General features: G+C 66.4%; 17 protein-coding genes and 1 pseudogene. 9 read left to right on the plus strand and 9 right to left on the minus strand.

Annotation, left to right across the window (positions count from 1 at the left end):
• Positions 1-18 precede the first annotated feature (18 nt).
• Complete coding sequence (gene coaD, locus J3367_RS14815) at positions 19-501, minus strand: pantetheine-phosphate adenylyltransferase (protein ID WP_024350656.1); 483 nt, start codon at positions 499-501, stop codon at positions 19-21.
• A gap of 160 nt (positions 502-661) precedes the next feature.
• Between coaD and J3367_RS14820 the strand changes: the two genes are divergently transcribed.
• Entirely contained in the window at positions 662-790 is a 129-nt protein-coding gene (locus J3367_RS14820; RefSeq protein WP_266102134.1) for a hypothetical protein, read from the plus strand.
• A gap of 148 nt (positions 791-938) precedes the next feature.
• On the opposite strand, the gene gyrA is transcribed toward J3367_RS14820, so the two are convergent.
• Positions 939-3,710 carry a DNA gyrase subunit A gene (gyrA, locus tag J3367_RS14825; protein WP_244495422.1) on the minus strand — a complete coding sequence of 924 codons (2,772 nt, stop codon included), beginning with the start codon at positions 3,708-3,710 and terminating at the stop codon, positions 939-941.
• Between the two features lie 350 nt (positions 3,711-4,060).
• Between gyrA and J3367_RS14830 the strand changes: the two genes are divergently transcribed.
• Entirely contained in the window at positions 4,061-4,711 is a 651-nt protein-coding gene (locus J3367_RS14830) for a MarC family protein (protein WP_024350654.1), read from the plus strand.
• A gap of 159 nt (positions 4,712-4,870) precedes the next feature.
• Here J3367_RS14830 and ssb read toward each other — a convergent pair whose 3' ends face one another.
• Positions 4,871-5,398 (minus strand): single-stranded DNA-binding protein, encoded by a 528-nt coding sequence (gene ssb / locus J3367_RS14835; RefSeq protein WP_024350653.1) that lies wholly within the window; start codon positions 5,396-5,398, stop codon positions 4,871-4,873.
• A 271-nt stretch (positions 5,399-5,669) separates the two neighbouring features.
• Between ssb and uvrA the strand changes: the two are divergent.
• Positions 5,670-8,519: pseudogene (gene uvrA, locus J3367_RS14840) on the plus strand (excinuclease ABC subunit UvrA); the annotation flags it as partial.
• A 58-nt stretch (positions 8,520-8,577) separates the two neighbouring features.
• Positions 8,578-9,384, plus strand: a complete 807-nt coding sequence (locus J3367_RS14845) for a DUF72 domain-containing protein (RefSeq protein WP_024350651.1) — start codon at positions 8,578-8,580, stop codon at positions 9,382-9,384.
• Positions 9,385-9,438: 54 nt separating this feature from the next.
• Here J3367_RS14845 and J3367_RS14850 read toward each other — a convergent pair whose 3' ends face one another.
• The gene (locus tag J3367_RS14850; protein ID WP_421461492.1) at positions 9,439-10,968 is read right to left on the minus strand and encodes an NAD(P)H-hydrate dehydratase; all 1,530 of its coding nucleotides are present in this window, start codon (positions 10,966-10,968) and stop codon (positions 9,439-9,441) included.
• A gap of 291 nt (positions 10,969-11,259) precedes the next feature.
• On the opposite strand from J3367_RS14850, the gene J3367_RS14855 reads away from it, so the two are divergent.
• From J3367_RS14855 to J3367_RS14870, 4 genes are all read left to right on the plus strand, one after another.
• Entirely contained in the window at positions 11,260-11,598 is a 339-nt protein-coding gene (locus tag J3367_RS14855) for a P-II family nitrogen regulator (RefSeq protein ID WP_024350649.1), read from the plus strand.
• A gap of 52 nt (positions 11,599-11,650) precedes the next feature.
• Positions 11,651-13,060, plus strand: coding sequence for a type I glutamate--ammonia ligase (gene glnA, locus J3367_RS14860; protein WP_009209532.1), 1,410 nt, complete (start codon positions 11,651-11,653; stop codon positions 13,058-13,060).
• 341 nt (positions 13,061-13,401) lie between these two features.
• Positions 13,402-15,426, plus strand: coding sequence for a DNA topoisomerase IV subunit B (parE, locus tag J3367_RS14865; protein WP_029703125.1), 2,025 nt, complete (start codon positions 13,402-13,404; stop codon positions 15,424-15,426).
• Between the two features lie 50 nt (positions 15,427-15,476).
• Positions 15,477-16,067 (plus strand): hypothetical protein, encoded by a 591-nt coding sequence (locus J3367_RS14870; protein ID WP_024350647.1) that lies wholly within the window; start codon positions 15,477-15,479, stop codon positions 16,065-16,067.
• Positions 16,068-16,076: 9 nt separating this feature from the next.
• Here the strand turns inward: J3367_RS14870 and J3367_RS14875 are convergent, their stop codons facing one another.
• A complete protein-coding gene (locus tag J3367_RS14875; RefSeq protein WP_202814809.1) occupies positions 16,077-16,781 on the minus strand; it encodes an alpha/beta fold hydrolase in 705 nt (234 codons plus the stop codon).
• Positions 16,782-16,926: 145 nt separating this feature from the next.
• Here J3367_RS14875 and J3367_RS14880 point away from each other — a divergent pair, with 145 nt between their 5' ends.
• Positions 16,927-18,492 carry a DEAD/DEAH box helicase gene (locus J3367_RS14880; protein WP_024350645.1) on the plus strand — a complete coding sequence of 522 codons (1,566 nt, stop codon included), beginning with the start codon at positions 16,927-16,929 and terminating at the stop codon, positions 18,490-18,492.
• Positions 18,493-18,513: 21 nt separating this feature from the next.
• Here J3367_RS14880 and hflX read toward each other — a convergent pair whose 3' ends face one another.
• The 4 genes from hflX to J3367_RS14900 all read right to left on the minus strand — a co-directional run bounded on the left by hflX (position 18,514) and on the right by J3367_RS14900 (position 23,342).
• A complete protein-coding gene (gene hflX, locus J3367_RS14885; protein ID WP_051141581.1) occupies positions 18,514-19,902 on the minus strand; it encodes a GTPase HflX in 1,389 nt (462 codons plus the stop codon).
• The gene (gene hfq / locus J3367_RS14890; RefSeq protein WP_024350643.1) at positions 19,903-20,151 is read right to left on the minus strand and encodes an RNA chaperone Hfq; all 249 of its coding nucleotides are present in this window, start codon (positions 20,149-20,151) and stop codon (positions 19,903-19,905) included.
• A gap of 307 nt (positions 20,152-20,458) precedes the next feature.
• On the minus strand, positions 20,459-21,835 hold the full coding sequence (gene trkA, locus J3367_RS14895; RefSeq protein WP_024350642.1) for a Trk system potassium transporter TrkA: 1,377 nt from the start codon (positions 21,833-21,835) through the stop codon (positions 20,459-20,461).
• Positions 21,836-21,977: 142 nt separating this feature from the next.
• On the minus strand, positions 21,978-23,342 hold the full coding sequence (locus J3367_RS14900) for a sigma-54-dependent transcriptional regulator (RefSeq protein WP_187389723.1): 1,365 nt from the start codon (positions 23,340-23,342) through the stop codon (positions 21,978-21,980).
• Positions 23,343-23,358: the final 16 nt, after the last annotated feature.

Here is a 23,358-nt window from a genome sequence, read left to right on the forward strand (position 1 = left end):
TCGCGCCTGCGCTCGGCGTCAGGCGGTCTTTCCTCGTATCGCCTCGGCGACATTGGCAGGAACGAACGCACTCACGTCCCCTCCCATGCGGGCGATCTGCCGAACCAATGTGGCGGTTATGGGCCTCGTCGCAGGCGACGCGGGAAAGAACACGGTCGTCACCTCGGGCCGCATGACGCCGTTCATGCCCGACATCTGCATCTCGTAATTCAGGTCGGTCCCGTCGCGCAGGCCGCGCACGATCGCCGTCGCGCCGGCCTCGACCGCCGCATCGACAGCCAGGTTGTCGAACGCGACGACATGCAGCTCGGCCTCCGACGTGCCGCCAACGCAGTTGGCGATCAGCCGCGCCCGCTCGTCGAAGCTGAACATCGGCGTCTTGCCCGGATGCACGCCGATGCCGACGATCACCGCGTCGAAGACCGCCAGCGCCTGGCGTAGAATGTCGAGATGGCCGTTGGTCATCGGGTCGAACGACCCCGGATAGAAGGCGCGTGTCATGTCGTCCTGTCCCCTCTCATGCGGCATCCGTAAGACGCCGCGGACCGCCCGCCGATGAACGGATGATGAACCACGGCTTCCGGCATCGTTCAGCGAAACGCTGCTATCTGGAACGAATTGCAACGCGGTCCGTTGTCAAGTCGAATAATGGAGAAACACGATGCTGGTCTTCGCCCTGTCCATCGCCATGGTCGTCACCCTCGCAACGGCGACCGCGATCACCCTGCACAATGAATCCCAGGCGCAGCGCCTCCGCGTGACCGCCAATCGCACCCGCACCATGCGCTGAGCCGGTTCGACCGCCGACGGAGCCGGCTGTCGAAGCACGGGTTCTGGAGCAAGCGAGGAACGGGCCGGCCTGTAGCCGAGCCCCGATGCGAAAAGGACTGCCGCGACACCATCGCGACAGTCCTTTTTTCGTTGGCCAAGTGGCGGCGCTATTCCTGCGGCGGAACATCACCGTCGGGAGCCGCGTCGTCCGGCCCCGCGTCATCCGGCGTCGAACCGTCGATGCCACCGTCTTCGATGTTTCCATCGATCGTGTCCGCCTCGGCTTCACCCGCCTCGTCGGCGCCCTGATCGGGAATGCGCTCGACCGAGACGACGCGCTCTCCGTCGGCCGTCTTGAAGATGGTGACGCCGCGGGTGGCGCGGCCGGCAGTGCGAATGCCCTCGACCGGCACGCGGATGAGCTGGCCACGATCGGTAACCAGCAGGATCTGGTCGCCGCTCTCCACCGGGAAGCCGGCCATGAGCTGGCCGATCTCGGAGGCCCGGCTCGTGTCGGTGGCACGGATGCCCTTGCCGCCACGGCCGATCACCCGGAACTCGTAGGACGACGACCGCTTGCCGTAGCCGAACTCGCTGACCGTGAGGATCATCTCCTCGGCGGCGCTCAGATAGGCGTAGCGCTCCTGATCGATGGCGACGTCACCGGCGCCCTCTTCCTCGACTGTCGGTTCTGCGGTGAGATCGGCGTCGGACGCGCCTTCGACGGCACGGCGCATCTTCAGATAGGAGGCGCGCTCGGCCGGGGTCGCATCGACATGGCGCAGGATCGCCATGGAGATGACCCGGTCGCCCTCGCCCAGCGAGATGCCGCGCACGCCGACCGAGTTACGCCCGGCGAAGACGCGCACGTCTGTCGCCTGGAAGCGGATGCACTGGCCCGATGCCGCGGTCAGAAGAACGTCGTCGTCCTCCGAGCACGTCGCGACGGCAAGGATCTCGTCGCCGTCCTCGTCGAGCTTCATGGCGATCTTGCCGTTGCGGTTGACCTGGGTGAAGTCGGACAGCTTGTTCCGGCGCACCGTGCCGCGGGTGGTGGCGAACATGACGTTCAGCTCGGCGGCCGCGTCCGGATCGCTCGGCAGCGGCAGGATCGAGGTGATCCGCTCGCCCTTTTCCAGCGGCAGCATGTTGATCAGCGCCTTGCCGCGCGACTGCGGCGAGGCCAGCGGCAGCCGCCAGACCTTCTCCTTGTAGACGATGCCGCGCGACGAGAAGAACAGCACCGGCGTATGGGTGTTGGCGACGAACAGCCGGGTGACCGAATCCTCGTCGTTCTTCAGCGACATGCCGGCGCGGCCCTTGCCGCCGCGACGTTGCGACCGGTAGGTCGCCAGCGGTACGCGCTTGATGTAGCCGCCATGGCTCACGGTGACGACCATATCCTCGCGCGGGATCAGGTCCTCGTCGTCCATGTCCGCCGCGCCCTCGGAGAGCTCGGTACGGCGCGGCGTCGCGAATTCGTCGCGGACCGCGATCAGCTCTTCCTTGATGATCTCGCGCACGCGGACGCGCGACGACAGGATCTCCAGATATTCCCGGATCTCCTCGCCGATCTTGTTCAGCTCGTCGCCGATCTCGTCGCGGCCAAGCGCCGTCAGGCGCTGCAAGCGCAGGTCGAGAATGGCGCGCGCCTGTGCCTCAGACAGACGATAGGTGCCCTCTTCGGTGATGCGGTGGCGCGGATCGTCGATCAGCCGGATCAGCGGCGCCACGTCCTTGGCTTCCCAGGCGCGGGTCATCAACTGCTCGCGGGCGGTCGCCGGATCGGGCGCAGCCCGGATCAGCTTGATCACCTCGTCGATATTGGCGACGGCGATGGCCAGGCCAACGAGGACATGGGCGCGCTCGCGCGCCTTGCGCAGCAGGTACTTGGTGCGCCGGTTGACCACTTCCTCGCGGAACGAGATGAAGGCCGACAGCATGTCGGGCAGCGTCATCTGCTCGGGCCGGCCGCCATTCAGTGCGACCATGTTGGCGCCGAAGGTCGTCTGCAATGGGGTGAAGCGGTAGAGCTGGTTGAGGATGACGTCGGACGACGCGTCGCGCTTCAGCTCGACGACCACGCGGTAGCCGTCGCGGTCACTCTCGTCGCGAATGTCGGAGATGCCCTCGATCCGCTTCTCGCGGACCAGATCGGCCATCTTCTCGATCATCGTCGACTTGTTGACCTGGAACGGCACCTCGGTGATGACGATCGCCTCGCGATCGTTGCGCATCGGCTCGACATGCGCCTTGCCGCGCATCAGGATGGAGCCGCGACCGGTCGAATAGGCCGACAGGATGCCCGCACGGCCCAGGACGATGGCGCCGGTGGGGAAGTCGGGCCCCGGAATGAAGCCCATCAGCTCTTCCAGCGTGATCGCCGGATTGTCGATCATCGCCACGCAGCCATCGACGATCTCGCCGAGATTGTGCGGCGGGATGTTCGTCGCCATGCCGACGGCGATGCCGCCGGAGCCGTTGACGAGGAGGTTCGGGAACCGCGCCGGCAGGACGACCGGCTCCTGCTCGCGACCGTCGTAATTGTCCTGGAAGTTGACGGTTTCCTTGTCGATGTCGGCGAGCAGCGCCTCCGACACCTTGTAGAGACGCGTCTCGGTGTAGCGCATGGCCGCCGGCGGATCGCCGTCGATCGAGCCGAAATTGCCCTGCCCCTCGATGAGCGGCGCGCGCAGCGACCAGTCCTGCGCCATGCGGACCAAGGCGTCGTAGATGGAGGAATCGCCGTGCGGATGGTACTTACCCATCACCTCACCGACGACACCGGCAGACTTGCGGTACGGTCGGTTGAAGGTCAGGCCCATGCCGTGCATCGCGTAGAGGATGCGCCGGTGCACCGGCTTCAGTCCGTCGCGCACATCGGGAAGCGCACGGCTGACGATCACGCTCATGGCGTAATCGAGATAGCTGCGCTGCATTTCCTCGATGATCGAGATGGAATCGATACCGGTGGGTCGCTCCGGCGGCGTCGTGATGTCGTCTTCGGCCAAGACTGTGTCCCGATTGACTCAAAATTCGTGTTCTGCCTATAGCCCGAACAGCCCGCAGGAGCAATTGCAGCGCCCATTTGCGCGGCCTCGAAAGGCCAATGTTGCCAGCCGCTTACGCGCTATCCAAAAGAAACCGCGACACACGTCCGACGGCCAGGCGCCGAAAACCCGGCTGCGCGGCGGGAATCAGCCGATTCGGCGGTTTTCCGGCCGACGGCCTTTGACCGGCTGGCGCCACCTGTTACCGATGGCGAAGGCTTCACGGGATCGCGGAACCCATGTTCGATCTTCTCCTGTCGGGGTTCGTCACCCTCTTCGTCATCATCGACCCGCTCGGGCTGGTGCCGCTGTTCCTCGCCCTGACGCCGGAGATGAACGAGAAGGAGCGCCAGCGGACCGCGCTGCGCGCCTGCCTGATCGCCTTCGCGATCCTGACGATCTTCGCCCTTTTCGGCCTCGGCATCCTGCGCACGCTCGGCATCACGCTCGGCGCCTTCCGGGTGGCGGGCGGCCTGTTCTTGTTCTGGATCGCCTTCGAGCTGGTGTTCGAGAAGCGCAATGAGCGCAAGCAGCGCAGCGCCAACAAGGCCGTGGACGATCCCGACGCCGCCGATGTCGCCGCCTTCCCGATGGCGATCCCGCTGATCGCTGGTCCGGGCGCCATCTCGGCGGTGATCCTGCTCTCGGGCTCGCTGCCCAGTCTCGGTGGTCAGGCGGCGCTGGTCGGGGTGATCTTCACGGCGCTCACCGTCAGCTTCGCCTTCCTTGCCCTCGCCCACCGGGTCGACCGATTTCTCGGCGTCACCGGGCGCGCGGTGATCTCGCGGCTGCTTGGCGTTCTCCTGGCCGCCCTCGCGGTGCAGTTCGTCGCCGACGGCGCCGCCGAACTCATTCGCACCAGCCAGCAAGGCGCGACGGCCCTGAGCTGACCGCGACACGACGCCGGCAGGGCGCCATGGCCCCCGACAGGGCACGCCGGGTGAAGCGCTCCACAATCCGTCGCCACATGCCGTCCGAACCATCCTGACAACGAGAAAGGGCACCCGGCTTTCGCCGGATGCCCTTTCATTCTGCGATCGGCTTGGCGATCAGAACGGGATTTCGTCGTCGAGGTCACGGGACGAGCCGCCACCGCCGCCGCCATAGCCACGGTCACCGCCGCCACCGCCGCCCTGCTCGATACGGCCACCGCCTCCGCCGCCGCCGCCGCGGTCATAACCGCCACCGCCGCTGCCGGCACCACCACCACCGCCGCCGCCTTCGTTGCGGCCATCGAGCATCTGCAGCTCGCCGCGGAACTTCTGCAGCACGACCTCGGTGGTGTAGCGCTTCTGGCCCGACTGGTCTTCCCAGCTGCGGGTCTGCAGGGCACCCTCGATATAGATCTTCGAGCCCTTCTTCAGGAACTGCTCGGCGACCTTCACCAGGTTCTCGTTGAAGATCACGACGTTGTGCCATTCGGTGCGCTCGCGACGCTCGCCCGACTGGCGGTCGCGCCAGGATTCCGAGGTCGCGATCCGCAGATTGACGACGGCGTCGCCGGAATTCAGGCGACGGATCTCGGGGTCGGCCCCGAGATTGCCCACCAGAATGACCTTGTTGACACTGCCTGCCATGACGAAACTCCAAATCTGAAAATCGGCGCGACCCTATCCGACCGCGCCGCCGGACGAAAGCAGCCCGGCCCCGTCGTCCACCGCCTTGTCCGCCGCCGCTGAACCGCGATCTTCGGGCGGCGCCATTGCGCCGGCCCGGCCTTGACTGGAACAAAAAAAGAACATCATCTGACCGGAGTCAAGCAGAACGGTTCGGACCGCGCCTTGGAAGAGTCCGGTCCGGCACCTAAGTAGGGTCCGTTTCCCACCCGCAAGGACTGCATTTCGCGTCATGGCCGAACTCAAGACGATCTCCATTCGCGGCGCGCGCGAACACAATCTCAAGAATGTCGACCTGGAGATTCCGCGCGACAAGCTGATCGTGATGACCGGCCTGTCGGGCTCGGGAAAGTCGTCGCTCGCCTTCGACACCATCTATGCCGAGGGCCAGCGCCGCTATGTCGAGAGCCTGTCCGCCTATGCGCGGCAGTTCCTCGAGATGATGCAGAAGCCCGACGTCGACCAGATCGAGGGTCTGTCGCCGGCCATCTCCATCGAGCAGAAGACGACGTCGAAGAACCCGCGCTCCACCGTCGGCACGGTCACCGAAATCTACGATTATCTGCGCCTGCTCTTCGCGCGCGTCGGCGTGCCCTATTCGCCGGCCACCGGCCTGCCGATCGAGAGCCAGACCGTCAGCCAGATGGTCGACCGGGTCATGGCGCTGGAGGAAGGCACACGGCTCTATCTGCTGGCGCCGATCGTGCGCGGCCGCAAAGGCGAGTACCGCAAGGAACTGGCCGAGCTGCAGAAGAAGGGCTTCCAGCGCGTCCGCATCGACGGTGAGTTCCACGACATCGCCGACGCCCCGGCGCTGGACAAGAAGTACAAGCACGACATCGACGTGGTCGTCGACCGCATCGTCGTGCGTGACGACCTGTCGGCGCGGCTGGCCGATTCCATCGAGACCGCGCTCGGCCTGGCGGACGGTCTGGCGATCGCCGAATTCGCCGATGGCGTCGACGAGAACGGCCATGCCAAACAGCTCGTCTTCTCGGAAAAGTTCGCCTGTCCGGTCTCCGGCTTCACCATCCCCGAGATCGAGCCGCGGCTGTTCTCCTTCAACAATCCCTTCGGCGCCTGCCCGCGCTGCGACGGCATCGGCTCGCAACAGGCCGTCGACCCCAAGCTGGTCGTGCCGAACGACGCTCTGACGCTGAAGGGCGGCGCCATCGCGCCCTGGGCGAAATCCTCCTCGCCCTATTACGGCCAGACCCTCGATGCGCTCGGCCGGCAATATGGATTCAAGCAGACCGATCGCTGGACCGACCTGTCGGAGGAGGCGCGCAACGCCATCCTCCACGGCACCGGCAAGCAGAAGATCGAGTTCCGCTACAATGACGGTTTGCGCTCCTACAAGACCACCAAGGTCTTCGAGGGCGTCGTCACCAATCTGGCGCGTCGCTGGAAGGAGACGGAATCGGCCTGGATGCGCGAGGAGATCGAGCGCTTCATGTCGGCGACCCCCTGCCCGGCCTGCAACGGCTACCGGCTGAAGCCCGAGGCGCTGGCGGTGAAGATTGCCGGCTGTCATGTCGGCGAGATCACCGAACAGTCGATCCGCGCGGCCGCCGGCTGGTTCGAGGAACTGCCGTCAAAGCTCACCGACAAGCAGAACGAGATCGCTGTCCGCATTCTCAAGGAGATCCGCGAGCGGCTGCGCTTCCTCAACGATGTCGGCCTCGACTATCTGACCCTGTCGCGGGCGTCGGGCACACTGTCGGGCGGCGAGAGCCAGCGCATCCGGCTGGCCTCGCAGATCGGCTCGGGGCTGACAGGCGTTCTCTATGTCCTGGACGAGCCCTCGATCGGCCTGCACCAACGCGACAATGCGCGGCTTCTGGAAACGCTGAAGCATCTGCGCGACATCGGCAACACCGTGATCGTCGTCGAGCATGACGAGGACGCGATCCTCACTGCCGACCATGTCGTCGATATCGGCCCGGCCGCCGGCGTCCATGGCGGCGAGATCATCGCCGCCGGCACGCCCGGCGAGGTCATGGCCAATCCGCGCTCGCTGACCGGTCGCTATCTGTCGGGCGATCTCGGCGTACCGGTGCCCGAGAAGCGCCGCAAGCCGCAGAAGGGCAAGCAGCTCAAGGTCGTCGGCGCGCGCGGCAACAATCTCAAGAACGTCTCGGCCGAGATCCCGCTCGGCCTGTTCAACTGCGTCACCGGCGTGTCGGGCGGCGGCAAGTCGACCTTCCTGATCGAGACGCTCTACAAGGCGGCCTCGCGGCGCATCTCCAACGGTCGCGACATTCCCGCCGAGCACGACCGGGTCGAGGGGCTGGAGCATCTCGACAAGGTCATCGACATCGACCAGTCGCCCATCGGCCGCACGCCGCGCTCGAACCCGGCGACCTATACCGGCGCCTTCACGCCGATCCGCGACTGGTTCGCCGGCCTGCCCGAAGCCAAGGCCCGCGGCTACCAGCCCGGCCGCTTCTCCTTCAACGTCAAGGGCGGCCGCTGCGAGGCCTGCCAGGGCGACGGCGTCATCAAGATCGAGATGCACTTCCTGCCAGACGTCTACGTCACCTGCGACGTCTGCCACGGCAAGCGCTACAATCGCGAGACGCTGGAGGTCACCTTCAAGGAGAAGTCGATCGCCGACGTTCTCGACATGACGGTCGAGGAAGGCGTCGACTTCTTCGCCGCCGTCCCGGTTGTCCGCGACAAGCTGGCGACGCTGAAGGAGGTCGGGCTCGGCTACATCAAGGTCGGCCAGCAGGCGACCACCCTGTCGGGCGGCGAGGCGCAGCGCGTCAAGCTGGCCAAGGAGCTGTCGCGCAAGGCGACCGGTCGCACGCTCTATATCCTCGACGAGCCGACCACCGGCCTGCATTTTCACGACGTCGCCAAGCTTCTGGAAGTGCTGCACGACCTTGTGGACCGCGGCAACACGATCGTCGTCATCGAACACAATCTCGAGGTGATCAAGACCGCCGACTGGGTCGTCGATATCGGCCCCGAGGGTGGCGACGGCGGCGGCGAGATCGTCGCCACCGGGACGCCCGAGGACGTGGTCAAGGTCGAGCGCTCCTATACCGGCCATTTCCTGCGCGAGCTGCTGGAGCGGCGGCCGGGCATCAAGCGCGAGGCGGCCGAATAGCGAGCGCGGCTGAGAGGGGACCGACATGGCAGGACGCGGCACGATCCGCACGGGCATCGGCGGCTGGACCTTCGAGCCCTGGGAAGGAAGCTTCTATCCGGACGACCTGCCGAAAAAGCGCCAGCTTGAATATGCCGCGTCGAAGCTGCGGACGATCGAGGTCAATGGCACCTTCTACCGCAGCCAGAAGCCGGAGACCTTCGCCAAATGGGCGAGCGAGGCGCCCGAGGGCTTCGTCTTCTCGCTGAAGGCGCCGCGCTATGCGGTGAACCGCAAGGTCCTGGCCGAGGGCGGCGAATCCATCCAGCGCTTCGTGGAGTCCGGCATTGCCGAACTCGGCGACAAGCTGGGACCGCTGCTGTGGCAGCTGGCCGCCACCAAGCAGTTCGACCCGGACGATTTTGGCGCCTTCCTGAAACTGCTGCCGGCCAGCGCCGGCGGCATTGCCCTGCGCAATGTCGTGGAACTGCGTCACGAGAGTTTTGCCTGCCCGCAGGCCGTGCGGATGTGCCGCGAGGCCGGCGTCGCCATCGTCTATGCCGAGAGCGCCAACTACCCCGAGATCGCCGACGTCACCGCCGATTTCGTCTATGCCCGGCTGCAGAAGGGCGACGCCGGGATCGCGACCGGCTATCCGGCCGACGCGCTCGATGCCTGGGCGGAGCGCGCCAGGCACTGGGCATCGGGCGGCCAGCCCGCCGACCTGCCGCGGCACGATCCCGAGACGGTCGCGGCGGAGACGCCACGCGACGTCTTCGTCTATTTCATCCGCGAGGGAAAAGTCCGCGCACCGCAGGCCGCGATGGCGCTGCAGGAGCGCCTGGACGACTGAACCATCACGAGTTGCGCCACTCTCGTTGATATGCGCGCTGCGCGCTCCGGTCCGTCAGGCTGACGGTTCCGCCGCCAGTTCGGCATGGACCCGCGGCAGCATCGGCGCCAAATCCTCGGCGATCAGGCCGGGCCCGAAATGTTCGGCGGCACGGCCGTGCATCCAGACACCGGCGCAGGCAGCCTCGAAGCTTGGCGCGCCCTGCGCCAGTTGCGCGGCGACGATCCCCGACAGAACGTCGCCGCTGCCGGCGGTCGCCAGCCACGGCGTGCCGTTGGCATTGATCGCGGCGCGCCCGTCCGGCGCGGCGATGACCGTATCGCGCCCCTTCAGGATGATAACGGCACCGGCGCGCCGGGCCGCACTCCGCGTCCGCTCCAGCTTCGACAGGCTTTCGTCGCTCGCAAGGCCGGGAAACAGCGGCTTGAACTCGCCGGCATGGGGCGTCAGCACGAGCGGCGTCTCGTCGTCGCTTGTCGCCGCCTCGGCCGCGGCGAACAGCGTCTCCGGTTCGGCCTGGAACGACGTGATTCCATCGGCATCGAGCACCAGCCGACGGCCCGCCGCGAGAACCGCACTGGCGTAGCGGCGCGCATCCTCGCCGATCCCGAAACCGGGTCCGAGCACGAAGGCGTTGGTGCGCGCATCGCTCAAGAGTGCGTCGAGATCCGCCGGGTCGTTGCAGCGCTCCAGCATGACCGCGGTCAGATGCGCGGCATGGGCCATCAGCGCCGAGCCCGGCGCATAGACGGTGACGAGCCCTGCCCCGCCGCGCAGCGCCGCCATGGCGGCCAGCCGGGCTGCGCCGGTCCGCGCCATGCCGCCGGAAAACACCACGGCATGGCCGCGATCGTATTTGTGACCGGCGTCGCGCGGCGATGTCACCGGGTTGCGGAACAGGCCCGGCGCGTTGGCGAAGACCTGCGGCGCGATCGCCTCGAGGACGGCGTCGGAGATGCCGATGTCGGCAACCGCCACCCGGCCACAAGCGCTTCGGCCCGGCTCCAGCAGATGGCCCGGCTTTCGCCGGAAGAACGTCACCGTGACATCCGCCTCGATCGCCACGCCGAGCGGCTCGCCGCTCGCCCCGGAAATGCCGGACGGCAGATCGATGGCGACGACCGGTGTCTTCGCGGCGTTCACTGCCGCGATGGCCCGCGCCGCTTCCCCCTCCACGGGACGCGCCAGCCCGGCGCCGAACAGACCGTCGACGACGAGGTCGAAACCGCCGTCCGGCGCAAAGGCCTCAAGCGCCTGCCACGGGCCGCCATAGCCGGCGGCCGCCAGTGCCGCATCGCCGTTGAGCGTATCCGGCGCGACGAGGCTGTAGACCGTCGGCTCGCAGCCGGCCTCGCTCAAGAGCCGCGCGGCGGCCCAGGCATCGCCGCCATTGTTGCCGGGACCGGCCAGCACCGCGATGCGCCGCGCCTTCGGGAAGGACCGGCGGATGGCCCCCGCCACCGCGGCCGCCGCCCGCTCCATCAATGCGATGCCGGCCATGCCCCCGGCAATCGTCAGGCGGTCAGCTTCGGCCATCTGCACCGGGTCGAGCAGCGCTAGATTATGTGCAGCAAATTTCGTCATGGAGTGTGCCTAATAAATGGACATTCTGATCACGGGATGTGCAGTCTGGGTGACATGGCGGATGCCCTCGTGTAGCCATTCCGAGCATAGAGCAATCCGCGCTCCTGGGGCCATCCGCCGTGGATCATAGGACAGGAAGGCGCCGGTAACCGAAATTTCCGCTTTCCCGATCGTCCCGGTGGACTATTTCGAAGCGTTCACCGTAGGAGGTCGTCTTTGGCACGCGACCTGCTACAGCGGGTTCGACGGGCCGGCGGCCCGTGACGGGGACAACGTCGAGAAGGAATGTCGATGAAGAAGGTTGAGGCCATCATCAAGCCCTTCAAGCTGGATGAGGTGAAGGAGGCCCTGCAGGAAGTGGGGCTTCAGGGCATCACCGTCACAGAGGCCAAGGGATTCGGGCGGCAGAAGGGCCATACGGAACTCTACCGCGGGGCCGAATACGTCGTCGATTTTCTGCCGAAGGTGAAGGTCGAGATCGTCCTTGCGGACGAGACCGTCGCTGCCGCCGTGGAAGCCATCCGCAAGGCGGCCCAGACCGGCCGCATCGGCGATGGCAAGATCTTCGTCTCCAACATCGAGGAAGCGATCCGCATCCGGACCGGCGAAGCCGGCACCGACGCGATCTGATCCAGCAGCTTCCCACACACAGTCTCAGAGTTCGATAATAGGAAGGACCGCCATGACGAGCGCCAACGACATCCTGAAGCAGGTCAAGGACAACGACGTGAAATTCGTCGACCTGCGCTTCACCGACCCCAAGGGCAAGTCCCAGCACGTGACCATGGACGTCACCCTGGTCGACGAGGACCTGTTCTCCGAGGGCACGATGTTCGACGGTTCGTCGATCGCCGGCTGGAAGGCGATCAACGAGTCCGACATGGTTCTCATGCCGGATCCCGAAACGGCCTACATGGACCCGTTCTTCGCCCAGTCGACCATGGCGATCGTCTGCGACATTCTCGACCCGGTCTCCGGCGAGGCCTACAACCGCGACCCGCGCTCGACCGCCAAGAAGGCCGAAGCCTATCTGACCCAGTCGGGCACCGGCGACACGGCGTTCTTCGGCCCGGAAGCCGAGTTCTTCATCTTCGACGACGTCCGCTACAAGGCCGACCCGTACAACACCGGCTTCAAGCTCGACTCCACCGAGCTGCCGTCGAATGACGACGCCGAATACGAGACCGGCAATCTCGGCCACCGTCCGCGCATCAAGGGCGGCTACTTCCCGCTGCCCCCGATTGATTCCTGCCAGGACATGCGCTCGGAAATGCTCACCGTCATGGCCGAGATGGGCGTCGCGGTCGAGAAGCATCACCATGAGGTCGCCGCGGCCCAGCACGAGCTTGGCATCAAGTTCGACACGCTGACCCGCAACGCCGACAAGATGCAGATCTACAAATACGTCATCCACCAGGTGGCGAACGCCTACGGCAAGACCGCAACCTTCATGCCGAAGCCGGTCTTCGGCGACAACGGCTCGGGCATGCACGTCCACCAGTCGATCTGGAAGAACGGCAAGCCGACCTTCGCCGGCGACGAATATGCCGGTCTGTCGGAGAGCGCGCTGTTCTACATCGGCGGCATCATCAAGCACGCCAAGGCCCTGAACGCCTTCACCAACCCGTCGACCAACTCGTTCAAGCGCCTGGTCCCGGGCTACGAGGCTCCGGTGCTGCTGGCCTATTCGGCCCGCAACCGCTCGGCCTCCTGCCGCATCCCGTTCGGCCAGTCGCCGAAGGCCAAGCGCGTCGAGGTCCGTTTCCCCGATCCGACCGCCAATCCGTATCTCGCCTTCGCGGCGATGCTGATGGCCGGCCTCGACGGCATCAAGAACAAGATCCATCCGGGCTCGGCCATGGACAAGGATCTGTACGACCTGCCGCCGGAAGAGCTGAAGGAAATCCCGACGGTCTGCCGTTCGCTGCGCGAGGCGATGGAAGCGCTGGATACCGACCGCGACTTCCTCAAGGCCGGTGGCGTCTTCGACGACGACCAGATCGACGCCTTCATCGACCTGAAGATGGCCGAGGTCCTGCGTTTCGAGATGACCCCGCATCCGGTCGAGTTCGACATGTACTACTCGGTCTGATCCGAACCGGTCGCCGGCTGCCGGCGGCGACCATCGGGTCTTCACGGACCGAACGGGAGGGGGTGCCATCGGCGCCCCCTTTTCGTTGCAGTGAATACGCTGGTCATGCGGGGCACCGGAGACGCTGCCCCGGAGCCGTTCGGGCGGCGGACATTTCACCTGTCCCGGTCGCAGCGCCGGAAACCGTGGATAAATCCGACAATCGGCGCTTTCCCTGCCCCCGGCAGGACCGGGCGCTTGAAGAACATTTCGTGAAAGTATAGGCATCACGGCATGGTTTACGAGCGCTCGACCCCAACGACGCGCGTCATGTGGCGATCCGCCAGGGAGTTCGCCGCGCGATGAGCGACGATCTGTTTTCCGGCAACGCCGCGCGCCAGCCGCGAGCGCCGAAGCCCAGCGCCAAGCCGCGCCCGGCAGCCAATCTCCAGGAACCGGCCGAATACACCGCGGCGGACATCGAGGTCCTCGAAGGGCTCGAGCCGGTCCGTCGTCGTCCCGGCATGTATATCGGCGGCACCGACGAAAAGGCGCTGCATCACCTGTTCGCCGAGGTCATCGACAATTCGATGGACGAGGCGACCGCGGGGCATGCCAATTTCATCGAGGTGGCGCTGGAAGCCGACGGCACCCTGTCGGTCGCCGACAACGGGCGCGGCATCCCCATCGATCCGCACCCCAAATATCGCGACAAGTCGGCGCTCGAAGTCATCATGACGACGCTGCATGCCGGCGGTAAGTTCGACTCCAAGGTCTACGAGACCTCCGGCGGCCTGCACGGCGTCGGCGTGTCCGTCGTCAACGCCCTGTCCGAGACGCTCGAGGTCGAGGTCGCCCGCAACCGCAGGCTCTATCGCCAGACCTATTCGCGCGGCCACGCCCAGACCGGGCTGGAAGAGATCGGCGACGTCCAGAACCGCCGCGGCACCCGGATCCGGTTCCGGCCCGATCCGGAGATCTTCGGCGCCGGCGCCCGCTTCCGTCCGGAACGGCTGCTCGCGATGGCGCGGTCCAAGGCCTATCTCTTCGGCGGCGTCGAGATCCGCTGGGCCTGCGACCCGTCGCTGCTGCCCGCCGACGGCAGCGTGCCGTCCCGCGACACCTTCCACTTCCCCGGCGGCCTGAAGGACTATCTCGACGGCACGCTCGACAAGCAGGGCCGCGTTACCTCGCAGATTTTCGCCGGTCGCACCGAGAAGGTCTCCGGCCACGGCGCGGTCGAATGGGCGGTGAGCTGGACCGCCGACGACGGCTTCGTCCGCTCCTACTGCAACACCATCCCGACGCCTGAGGGCGGCACCCACGAGGCCGGCCTGCGCTCGGTGCTGCTGCGCGGCCTCAAGGCCTTCGCCGAGGTGTCCGGCAACAAGCGCGCCGCCGTCATCACCGGCGACGACATCATGCTGACGGCCTCGGCAATGCTGTCGGTCTTCATCCGCGAGCCGGAATTCGTCGGCCAGACTAAGGACCGGCTGGCCACGGCCGAGGCCCAACGCATCGTCGAGCAGTCGATGCGCGATTCCTTCGACATCTGGCTCGCCTCCTCGCCGCAGGACGCCGCGCGGCTGATCGACTGGGTCGTCGAGCGCGCCGACGAACGGCTGCGCCGCCGCCAGGAAAAGGAAGTTAGCCGCAAGAGCGCGACGCGCAAGCTGCGCCTGCCGGGCAAGCTGGCCGACTGCTCCCAGAGCGGTTCGGTCAATGCCGAGATCTTCATCGTCGAGGGCGATTCCGCTGGCGGCTCGGCCAAGCAGGCGCGTGACCGCAAGGTGCAGGCGATCCTGCCTTTGCGCGGCAAGATCCTGAATGTCGCCTCGGCGGGACGCGAGAAGTTCGGCGCCAACCAGCAGCTCGCCGATCTCATCCAGGCGCTGGGCTGCGGCACGCGGTCGAAATACCGCGAAGAGGATCTGCGCTACGAGCGCGTGATCATCATGACCGACGCCGACGTCGACGGCGCCCATATCGCCTCGCTGCTGATCACCTTCTTCTACCAGGAGATGCCGGAGCTCATCCGCGGCGGTCACCTCTTCCTCGCGGTGCCGCCGCTCTACAAGCTGACCCAGGGCGGTAAGACCGCCTATGCCCGCGACGACGCCGACCGCGAACGCCTGATCGCCCGCGACTTCAAGGGCCGCGGCAAGGTCGAGATCTCGCGCTTCAAGGGTCTCGGCGAGATGCTGCCCGCGCAGCTCAAGGAAACCACCATGGACCCGCGCAAGCGCACGCTGCTGCGCGTCCACATGGACGAAACGCCTGAGGCCGGCACCTCCGGTGCGGTCAATGCGCTGATGGGCAACAAGCCCGAGGCGCGCTTCCGCTTCCTGCAGGACCGCGCCGCCTTCGTCGAGGATCTGGACATCTGACGGGCACGCCCCGTAAGAGAGCGACCAGATCCGGCACAGGGAGTCCGAAGATGGTCATTCGTTCCGCAAGCACCTTCGCCGGCGTCAGCCTGGCGGCCCTCATGATGGTCCAGAACGCGGCTCTGGCGCAGGCGACCGACGCTGCGCCTGCCGCGGCCCCGGTTGCCGAACAGGCGGCCCCCGCCTCCCCGGCTGCCACGAATGAAGCCGCCCCCTCAGCACCCGCGACCGCTGCACCGGCGGCCGGCGGCGCGGGCGATCCGGCGGCAGCTGCCGAAGCGCTCTCGCCGCTCATCGAGGACGTGCAGATCGTCGGCCCGTGGTCGGACGGCGACGTTCAGGGCGTCTGGCGCACGATCATGGTCCAGTCCCCGGCCGACGAGACGGACTATCATTTCTTCGTCCAGCAGCTCGAAGGAAGCGGCACCAACCTGACGCTGCGCTCCAGCACCGAGATCCGGGAACTCAACCAGATCGAGGGCGCCGTCGTCGGCTACCGCGCCGACGAGCCCAGCGAGACCGAGCCCAACAGCCTGTCGCTGTTCTTCGATCTCCTGCCCTCGGACGGCGAGATCGCCGAGACCTACGAGCTGCACTTCTTCCCGGACCAGCCCTACATGTTCGGCCCGGCGACCAACTGAGCCGACTGCTCAGCCTGCGGCGGCCTCGGCGAGGCTGCGCCGCAGGATTTCGCTGGTGCGGCCCGGCCGCTCCATCGTCACCATGTGCCCGGTCGCCGGCAGCATCTCCAGCCACGCGCCCGGGATCGCCGCGGCCATTTCGAGCGCACGCTCCGGAGGGATGATCGCATCCGCCTCCCCGGCGACGATCGTCACCGGAACATGGATCGTCGGAAGCCGGTCGCTCTGGTCCGGCCGGTCGATGATCGCCTGCTGCTGGCGAACGAAACCCTCGACACCGATCGCCGTGGCCATTTGAACGATGCGCTCCCTGAGCGTCGCACTCGCCGTCTCCGGCGCGACGAGGCGCTCACAGAGCAGACGCGCGACCGGCTCGATCCCCTCTTCCCGTGCCGTCGCGATGAGCTGGTGGCGCATGGCGGTCTGCTCGGGCGTGTCGGCGCGGTGGCTCGTCGCCATCAGCGCCGCAGCCAGCACGCGCTCCGGCGCCAGTCGCAGCACCTCCAGCGCCACATAGCCCCCCATGGACAGACCGCAGAGCGCGAACCTGTCGGGTGCATCGGCAAGGAGCCGCTCGGCCATGGCGGTGACCGACGCGTCGCGCGTGGTATCGGCAATCCGGATCGGATGTCCGGCCAGAGCCGCGATCTGATCGCGATACAGGTCGTCGGTGCACAACAAGCCCGGGATCATGACAATTGAGACGAAATTCACGATTTCTGCCCTGTAAATCCCGGTGAAAAGCCCCATTTGGGGCGTATCGGTTGACTCGCGCTCGTGCTCGCCCTATCGCCCCCATGAGATGGGCTTTCAAACGCTACCGAACGCAACCTCCCATTTACCCAAGAGAACAGCTAGCTTGAAACTCTTTTCCGAACTCGGCCTGAGCGCCAAGGTTCTGGCTGCCGTACATGCAGCCGGATACAATGAACCGACGCCGATTCAGGAACAGGCCATTCCGCATGCGCTTGAGCGCCGCGATGTCCTGGGAATTGCGCAGACGGGAACCGGCAAGACCGCGTCCTTCGTCCTGCCGATGTTGACCATGCTTGAGAAGGGTCGCGCGCGGGCTCGCATGCCCCGCACCCTGATCATCGAGCCGACGCGCGAACTCGCCGCGCAGGTCGCCGAATCCTTCACCCGCTACGGTCTCGACCAGAAGCTCAATGTCGCGTTGCTGATCGGTGGCGTCTCCTTCGCGGACCAGGATCGCAAGATCGACCGCGGCGCCGACGTCCTGATCGCCACGCCGGGCCGCCTGCTCGACCATTTCGAGCGCGGCAAGCTGCTGATGACCGCGGTGGAAGTGCTCGTCATCGACGAAGCCGACCGCATGTTGGACATGGGCTTCATCCCGGACATCGAGCGCATCTGCAAGCTCTTGCCGGTCTCGCGTCAGACCCTGTTCTTCTCGGCCACCATGCCGCCGGAGATCACCCGTCTCACCGAGCAGTTCCTGCAGAACCCGGTTCGCGTCGAGGTCGCCAAGCCGGCCTCGGCGGCGCTGACCGTGACGCAGCGGCTGGTCGCCACCAAGAAGGACGACTTCGAGAAGCGCGATACGTTGCGCCGGGTCATCCGCGACCAGACCGAACTGACCAACGCCATCATCTTCTGCAACCGTAAGCGGGACGTGGCGACACTGTTCCGCTCGCTCGAGCGCCACGGCTTCTCCGCCGGCGCGCTGCATGGCGACATGGACCAGCGTTCGCGCACCGCGATGCTGCAGGGCTTCCGCGACAACAAGATCCAGTTGCTGGTCGCCTCCGACGTCGCCGCGCGCGGCCTCGACATTCCGGCCGTCAGCCACGTTTTCAATTTCGACGTGCCGATCCATGCCGAGGACTATGTCCATCGCATCGGCCGCACCGGCCGGGCCGGACGCTCGGGCGCAGCCTTTACCCTGGCGACCAAGGCCGACAAGAAGCATCTCGACGCCATTGAGAAGCTGATCGGCAACGAGATCGAATGGCTCGGCGAGCCGGTGAGCGCCGTTTCCGACGACGAGACCAGCGAGAAGCCGGCCCGTCGCAGCGGCAGTGGCCGTCGCTCGGGCTCCTCGACACGCCGTCGCGGTGCTGCTGCTGCTGCAGCGGAGCCGGCAAGCGAGACGGCGCCGGAACAGGCGGTCGAAGCGGAACCGGCCGTGGTTCGCGCCGAAGCCGGCGAGCTGGATGTGCCCGTCGAGGCGATCACGCGCGATGCTTCGGTCGAAACCGTCGAAGAGGATGTGGCACCGGTTCAGAAGCCAAGCCGCAGCCGTGCAGCCTCCAGCGATCGGGCCCGTCCCGCCGCATCGTCCTCTCGGACCCGTGGTGCTAAGCCCGCCGCGCCGCGTGGCGGCCGCAACGACGACCACGGCAAGTCGCCGGTCGGTTTCGGCGACGATATTCCCGCCTTCATGCTGATCGGGACCGGCACCTGACGGTGCCGGCCTGACCCGCTCTCAGCGCTGAAACGAAACGCCGGATGCGTGCTCGCTCATCCGGCGTAATTCTGTCCGGGCCTGCTTGGTAATGTCCATGGTCAGCGACACGGCGCCGTCTTCGCGGTCGTCGCGCGCCGTCACCGTGGCGTTCTCGTAGATCCACGGCACGAAGCCCATGGCATCGGGCGCCACGTCCACGGTCAGCGTCACCGTGCCGCCACCGATCCGCCGCTCGATATCCACCAGCAGTGTGTCCACGCCGAAGCCGGTCACCGCTGACACGACATGCACGGCGTCGGTATCCGGCAGGCTCTCGCGCATCGTCGCCAGATGCTGGAGGCCGGCCTCGTCGAGCAGGTCCACCTTGTTCCAGATCTCGACCACGTGGTCGCTGTCATCGACGTCGATGTCGAGGTCGCGCAGGATCTTGCGCACGTCCTCGGCCTGGGCCAGCGTGTCGGGATCGGCCACGTCGCGCACATGTAAAACGATGTCGGCCTCGATCACCTCTTCCAGCGTCGCCCGGAAGGCTGCCACCAGATGCGTCGGCAGGTCCGAGACGAAGCCCACCGTGTCGGAGAAAAGGATCTCGGTGCCGTGCGGCAGCGTCGTGCGACGCAGGGTGGGATCAAGCGTGGCGAAGAGCAGATCCTTCGCCATCACTTCGGCGCCGGTCAGCCGGTTGAACAGCGTCGACTTGCCGGCGTTGGTATAGCCGACGAGGGCGACAACGGGATGCGGCGCCTTCTTGCGCTGGGCGCGGTGAAGCTGCCGTGTCCGCCGGACCTGTTCCAGGTCCTTTTCCAGCCGCTTGATCTTCTCCTGAAGCTGCCGCCGGTCGGATTCGATCTGGGTCTCGCCCGGACCGCCGAGGAAGCCGGCGCCACCGCGCTGACGCTCCAGATGGGTCCAGCTGCGCACGAGCCGGCCGCGCTGATAGTTCAGATGCGCGAGCTCGACCTGCAGACGGCCTTCCTTGGTGCGCGCCCGCTCGCCGAAGATCTCGAGAATGAGACCGGTCCGGTCGAGAACCTTGACGTTCAGCTCCCGTTCCAGATTGCGCTGCTGCACCGGGGTGAGCGGATGGTCGAACACGACCAGCCCGATCTCCTCGCCGGCGATCACGCCTTTCATCTCCTCGACCTTGCCGGTGCCGATCAGCGTCGCCGGACGCGGGCGCTGGCCGCTGACGATACCGCTGGCGACGATGTCGAGCCCGATGGCGGCGGCGAGGCCCATGGCCTCGGCCAGGCGCGCATCGTGGCTCCGGCGCGGCGCCTCGGCTGCACCCGCCACATCGTCCTGCACGGGATATTGCTTGAACACGGGGACATAGACCGCCGCCCGCGTCGGGACGGTCTTGTGTTCGATCGGGCCTCGCGGCCCCACTTCTCTATGTTCGGCCAATCAGTCTTTCCTGTCTTCGTCGCTGCCATCGTACATGTGCACGGGCTGGGACGGCATGATGGTGGAGATTGCGTGCTTGTAGACCAGCTGGGAATGCCCGTCGCGGCGCAGCAGCACGCAGAAATTGTCGAAGGAGGTGACGACGCCGGTCAGCTTGACGCCGTTGACCAGGAAGATCGTCAGCGAAATCTTCTGCTTGCGGACGGTGTTGAGAAAGAGATCCTGAAGGTTCTGCGTGCGTTCGGCCATGTGGTCCTTGTCCTGTTCTTATTGGCGTCGGCTGAACCGGTCTTCGCCGGTCGTTCCGCGCATTGTCCTGCACCCGTCGACCCGGGCAATACGGCTTCGTCGTCTCTCGCAGGTCTCGCCGCCGGACCTGCAGATGCTCACCTCTCCTGCGCGCAGAATCTGACCAGCCGGCGATGGCCGGCTCTGCCGCAGGGAGAACTCCCTTCGGACATGACACCGGCTCAGGCCGGACATCAAGCGCAGTCAGGCTCTCACGCCGACATTTATGTCGGCGCGGCCGTGCGCAACAGGGGGCGTCCCGCGCCGATCAGAAGAATTCGAGGCTGACCCGGAAGAGCTGCTCGACATGGCGTACCGCACCGGCCGCGGCGAAGATCACCACCCGGTCCTTCGCCTTGATCTTGGTCTGGCCGTCCGGGCGCACGAACTGGCCGTTGCGATAGATCGCGCCGACCCGCAGATTGTGCGGAAGGTTCAGGTCGCGCAGCGGCGTGCCGACCAGGGGCGACGTTTCCAGCGCTTCGGCCTCGATTGCTTCGGCAAGGCCGTTCTGGATCGAGTGCACGGCGCGGATGCGTCCGCGGCGCACATGCTGCAGCACCCGCGAGATCGTCACCGAACGCGGATTGATGAAGGCGTCGATGCCCAGCGTGCGGGTGAAGGTCTGGTAGTCGGGGTCGTTCAGCAGCGCGAGATTGCCCTTGCAGCCCAGCCGCTTGGCCATGACGCTGGACAGGATGTTCACCTTGTCGTCATTGGTCAGCGCGACGAGGAGATCGGCCTCGGCGATGTCGGCCTCGTTGAGGATCGTCTGGTCGAGGCCGCTGCCATGCAGGACGATGGTGCGCTTCAGGCTGTCAGCGATGGTCACCGCCCGCTCGTGCTTGGTCTCGAGCACGCGGATCTTCGCCCCGAGGCTGCGCTTTTCCATCTGCTGGGCGACGTAGAAGCCGATATTGCCGCCACCGACGATGACGATCCGCCCGGCTTCCGGCTCCTCGTGGCCGAACAGGCCCAGCGTCCGCTTCACATGGCTGCGCTCCGCCACGACATAGGCGATGTCGCCCGCCACCATCTGGTCCGACGAGGCGGGCACGAACAGCTTGTCGCCGCGCAGGATGCCGACGACGGTCGCCTTCAGGTCGGGAAACAGATCGGTGAGCTGGGCGAGCGGCGTGTCGACCACCGGGCAGTCGTCCCGGCACTCGATGGCGACCATGGCGATGCTGTCGTCGGCGAACCGCACGACATCCATGGCCCCCGGCAGCGCGATCCGGCGCAGTGCCATCTCGCCGACCTCGACTTCCGGCGAAATGATCACGTCGATCGGCATGTTGTCGGTCGAGAACAGATCCTGCCAGTGCGACCGCAGGTAACTCTGCGAGCGGATGCGGGCGATCTTGGTGGGTACGTTGAACAGCGAGTGGGCCACCTGGCAGGCGACCATGTTGACCTCGTCGTGCAGCGTCACAGCGATGATCATGTCGGCCTGTTCGGCACCCGCTTCGGCCAGCACGTCCGGATGGGCGCCGTGGCCGACAAAGCCCCTTGCGTCGAGATTGTCGCGGATGTTCTGGACAAGCGAACGGGAGGTGTCGATCACCGAGACGTCGTTGCGCTCGGACGCCAGCCGTTCGGCAATGCCGTACCCGACCTGGCCTGCACCACAGATCACGACTCTCATCCGTTCCGCCCTTCAAACGCCGAACTCTTCAGAGCCGCGTTCCTAATGCTTCGCGAGGACAAGCGCAAAGGCCGCTCGCGGCACCCTGCCCGCGCGTCCCTCATTGACGGGCCTGGCAGGGCGGATCGGTGGAGCGGAGAACCTAGATGCCGAGCGACTTCAGCTTGCGATGCAATGCCGAGCGCTCCATCCCGACGAACTCGGCGGTGCGCGAGATATTGCCGCCGAAGCGATTGATCTGCGCCACGAGATATTCCTTCTCGAACACCTCGCGGGCGTCGCGCAGCGGCAGGGCCAGGATCTGCCCGTCCGACTGGCTCGGCGTCTGCGGCAGCATCTCGCCGACCTCGCGCGGCAGCATGTCGGCCGAGATCGTCGTCTCGGCGTCGCCCTCGCGCGACAGGATCATCAGCCGCTCGACATTGTTGCGGAGCTGGCGGACGTTGCCCGGCCATTCGCTGGATTGCAGCACCGCCATGGCCTCGGGGCTGATCGCCCGCGGCTTGATGCCGGTCTGCTCGCTGATCTGCGTCATGAAGGCTTCGATCAGCAGCGGGATGTCCTGGCGCCGTTCGGCAAGCGGCGGAACCTGCACCGGGACCACGGCGAGGCGATGGTAGAGGTCCTCGCGGAAGGCGCCCTCGGCGATCATCGATTCCAGGTTCTGGGCCGTCGACGAGACGATGCGGACATCGACCTTCACACGCTTCGATCCGCCGACCCGCTCGAAGGTCTGTTCGGTCAGCACGCGCAGAATCTTGTTCTGGGTCTCGCGCGGCATATCCCCGACCTCGTCGAGGAACAGGACGCCGCCATGGGCCTCCTCCAGCGCGCCGACCTTGCGCTCGACGCCGGGAGGCGCCTCGGTGCCGAAGAGTTCGACCTCCATGCGGTCGGGCGTGATTGCCGCGGCATTCAGTGCCACGAAGGGCGCATCCGCCCGGGCCGACCCGGCATGGATCGCCCGCGCGACCATTTCCTTGCCGGACCCCGACGCGCCGAGGATCATCACGCGGCTGTTGGTCGGCGCAACGCGCTCGATCAGCGTGCGCAGCTGGTTCATCGGATGCGACTTGCCGATCAGTTCGGCAAAGTCGGACGAGCGCCGGCGCAGTTCGGAGACCTCGCGCTTGAGCTTGGAGTTCTCCAGCGCGCGTTCGGCCACCAGGATCAGGCGATCGGCCTTGAACGGCTTCTCGATGTAGTCATAGGCACCGCGCCGGATCGCCGAGACGGCGGTCTCGATATTGCCGTGACCGGAGATCATCACCACCGGCACTTCGGGATGCTGCGCCTTGATGGCATCGAGCAGGTCGAGGCCGTCAAGGCGGCTGCCCTGCAGCCAGATGTCGAGGAAGACCAGGCGCGGCACGCGCTCGGCGATCGACTGCAACGCGGCGTCCGATCCTCCCGCGGTTCGGGTCTCGTGCCCCTCGTCCTCGAGGATTCCCGCCACCAGTTCGCGGATGTCGGCTTCGTCGTCGACGATCAGGATGTCCGATGCCATCGATCTCACCAATCCT

This window comes from Aurantimonas sp. NFXS3, assembly GCF_049132005.1.
In the GTDB taxonomy this organism is placed as follows: domain Bacteria; phylum Pseudomonadota; class Alphaproteobacteria; order Rhizobiales; family Rhizobiaceae; genus Aurantimonas; species Aurantimonas coralicida.

Bases quoted from the DNA above. Each gene is read 5' to 3' on its own strand.
- coaD (WP_024350656.1), bottom strand. From the start codon at position 501: ATGACACGCGCCTTCTATCCGGGGTCGTTCGACCCGATGACCAACGGC.
- J3367_RS14820 (WP_266102134.1), top strand. From the start codon at position 662: ATGCTGGTCTTCGCCCTGTCCATCGCCATGGTCGTCACCCTCGCAACG.
- gyrA (WP_244495422.1), bottom strand. From the start codon at position 3,710: ATGCAGCGCAGCTATCTCGATTACGCCATGAGCGTGATCGTCAGCCGT.
- J3367_RS14830 (WP_024350654.1), top strand. From the start codon at position 4,061: ATGTTCGATCTTCTCCTGTCGGGGTTCGTCACCCTCTTCGTCATCATC.
- ssb (WP_024350653.1), bottom strand. From the start codon at position 5,398: ATGGCAGGCAGTGTCAACAAGGTCATTCTGGTGGGCAATCTCGGGGCC.
- J3367_RS14845 (WP_024350651.1), top strand. From the start codon at position 8,578: ATGGCAGGACGCGGCACGATCCGCACGGGCATCGGCGGCTGGACCTTC.
- J3367_RS14850 (WP_421461492.1), bottom strand. From the start codon at position 10,968: ATGACGAAATTTGCTGCACATAATCTAGCGCTGCTCGACCCGGTGCAG.
- J3367_RS14855 (WP_024350649.1), top strand. From the start codon at position 11,260: ATGAAGAAGGTTGAGGCCATCATCAAGCCCTTCAAGCTGGATGAGGTG.
- glnA (WP_009209532.1), top strand. From the start codon at position 11,651: ATGACGAGCGCCAACGACATCCTGAAGCAGGTCAAGGACAACGACGTG.
- parE (WP_029703125.1), top strand. From the start codon at position 13,402: ATGAGCGACGATCTGTTTTCCGGCAACGCCGCGCGCCAGCCGCGAGCG.
- J3367_RS14870 (WP_024350647.1), top strand. From the start codon at position 15,477: ATGGTCATTCGTTCCGCAAGCACCTTCGCCGGCGTCAGCCTGGCGGCC.
- hfq (WP_024350643.1), bottom strand. From the start codon at position 20,151: ATGGCCGAACGCACGCAGAACCTTCAGGATCTCTTTCTCAACACCGTC.
- trkA (WP_024350642.1), bottom strand. From the start codon at position 21,835: ATGAGAGTCGTGATCTGTGGTGCAGGCCAGGTCGGGTACGGCATTGCC.
- J3367_RS14900 (WP_187389723.1), bottom strand. From the start codon at position 23,342: ATGGCATCGGACATCCTGATCGTCGACGACGAAGCCGACATCCGCGAA.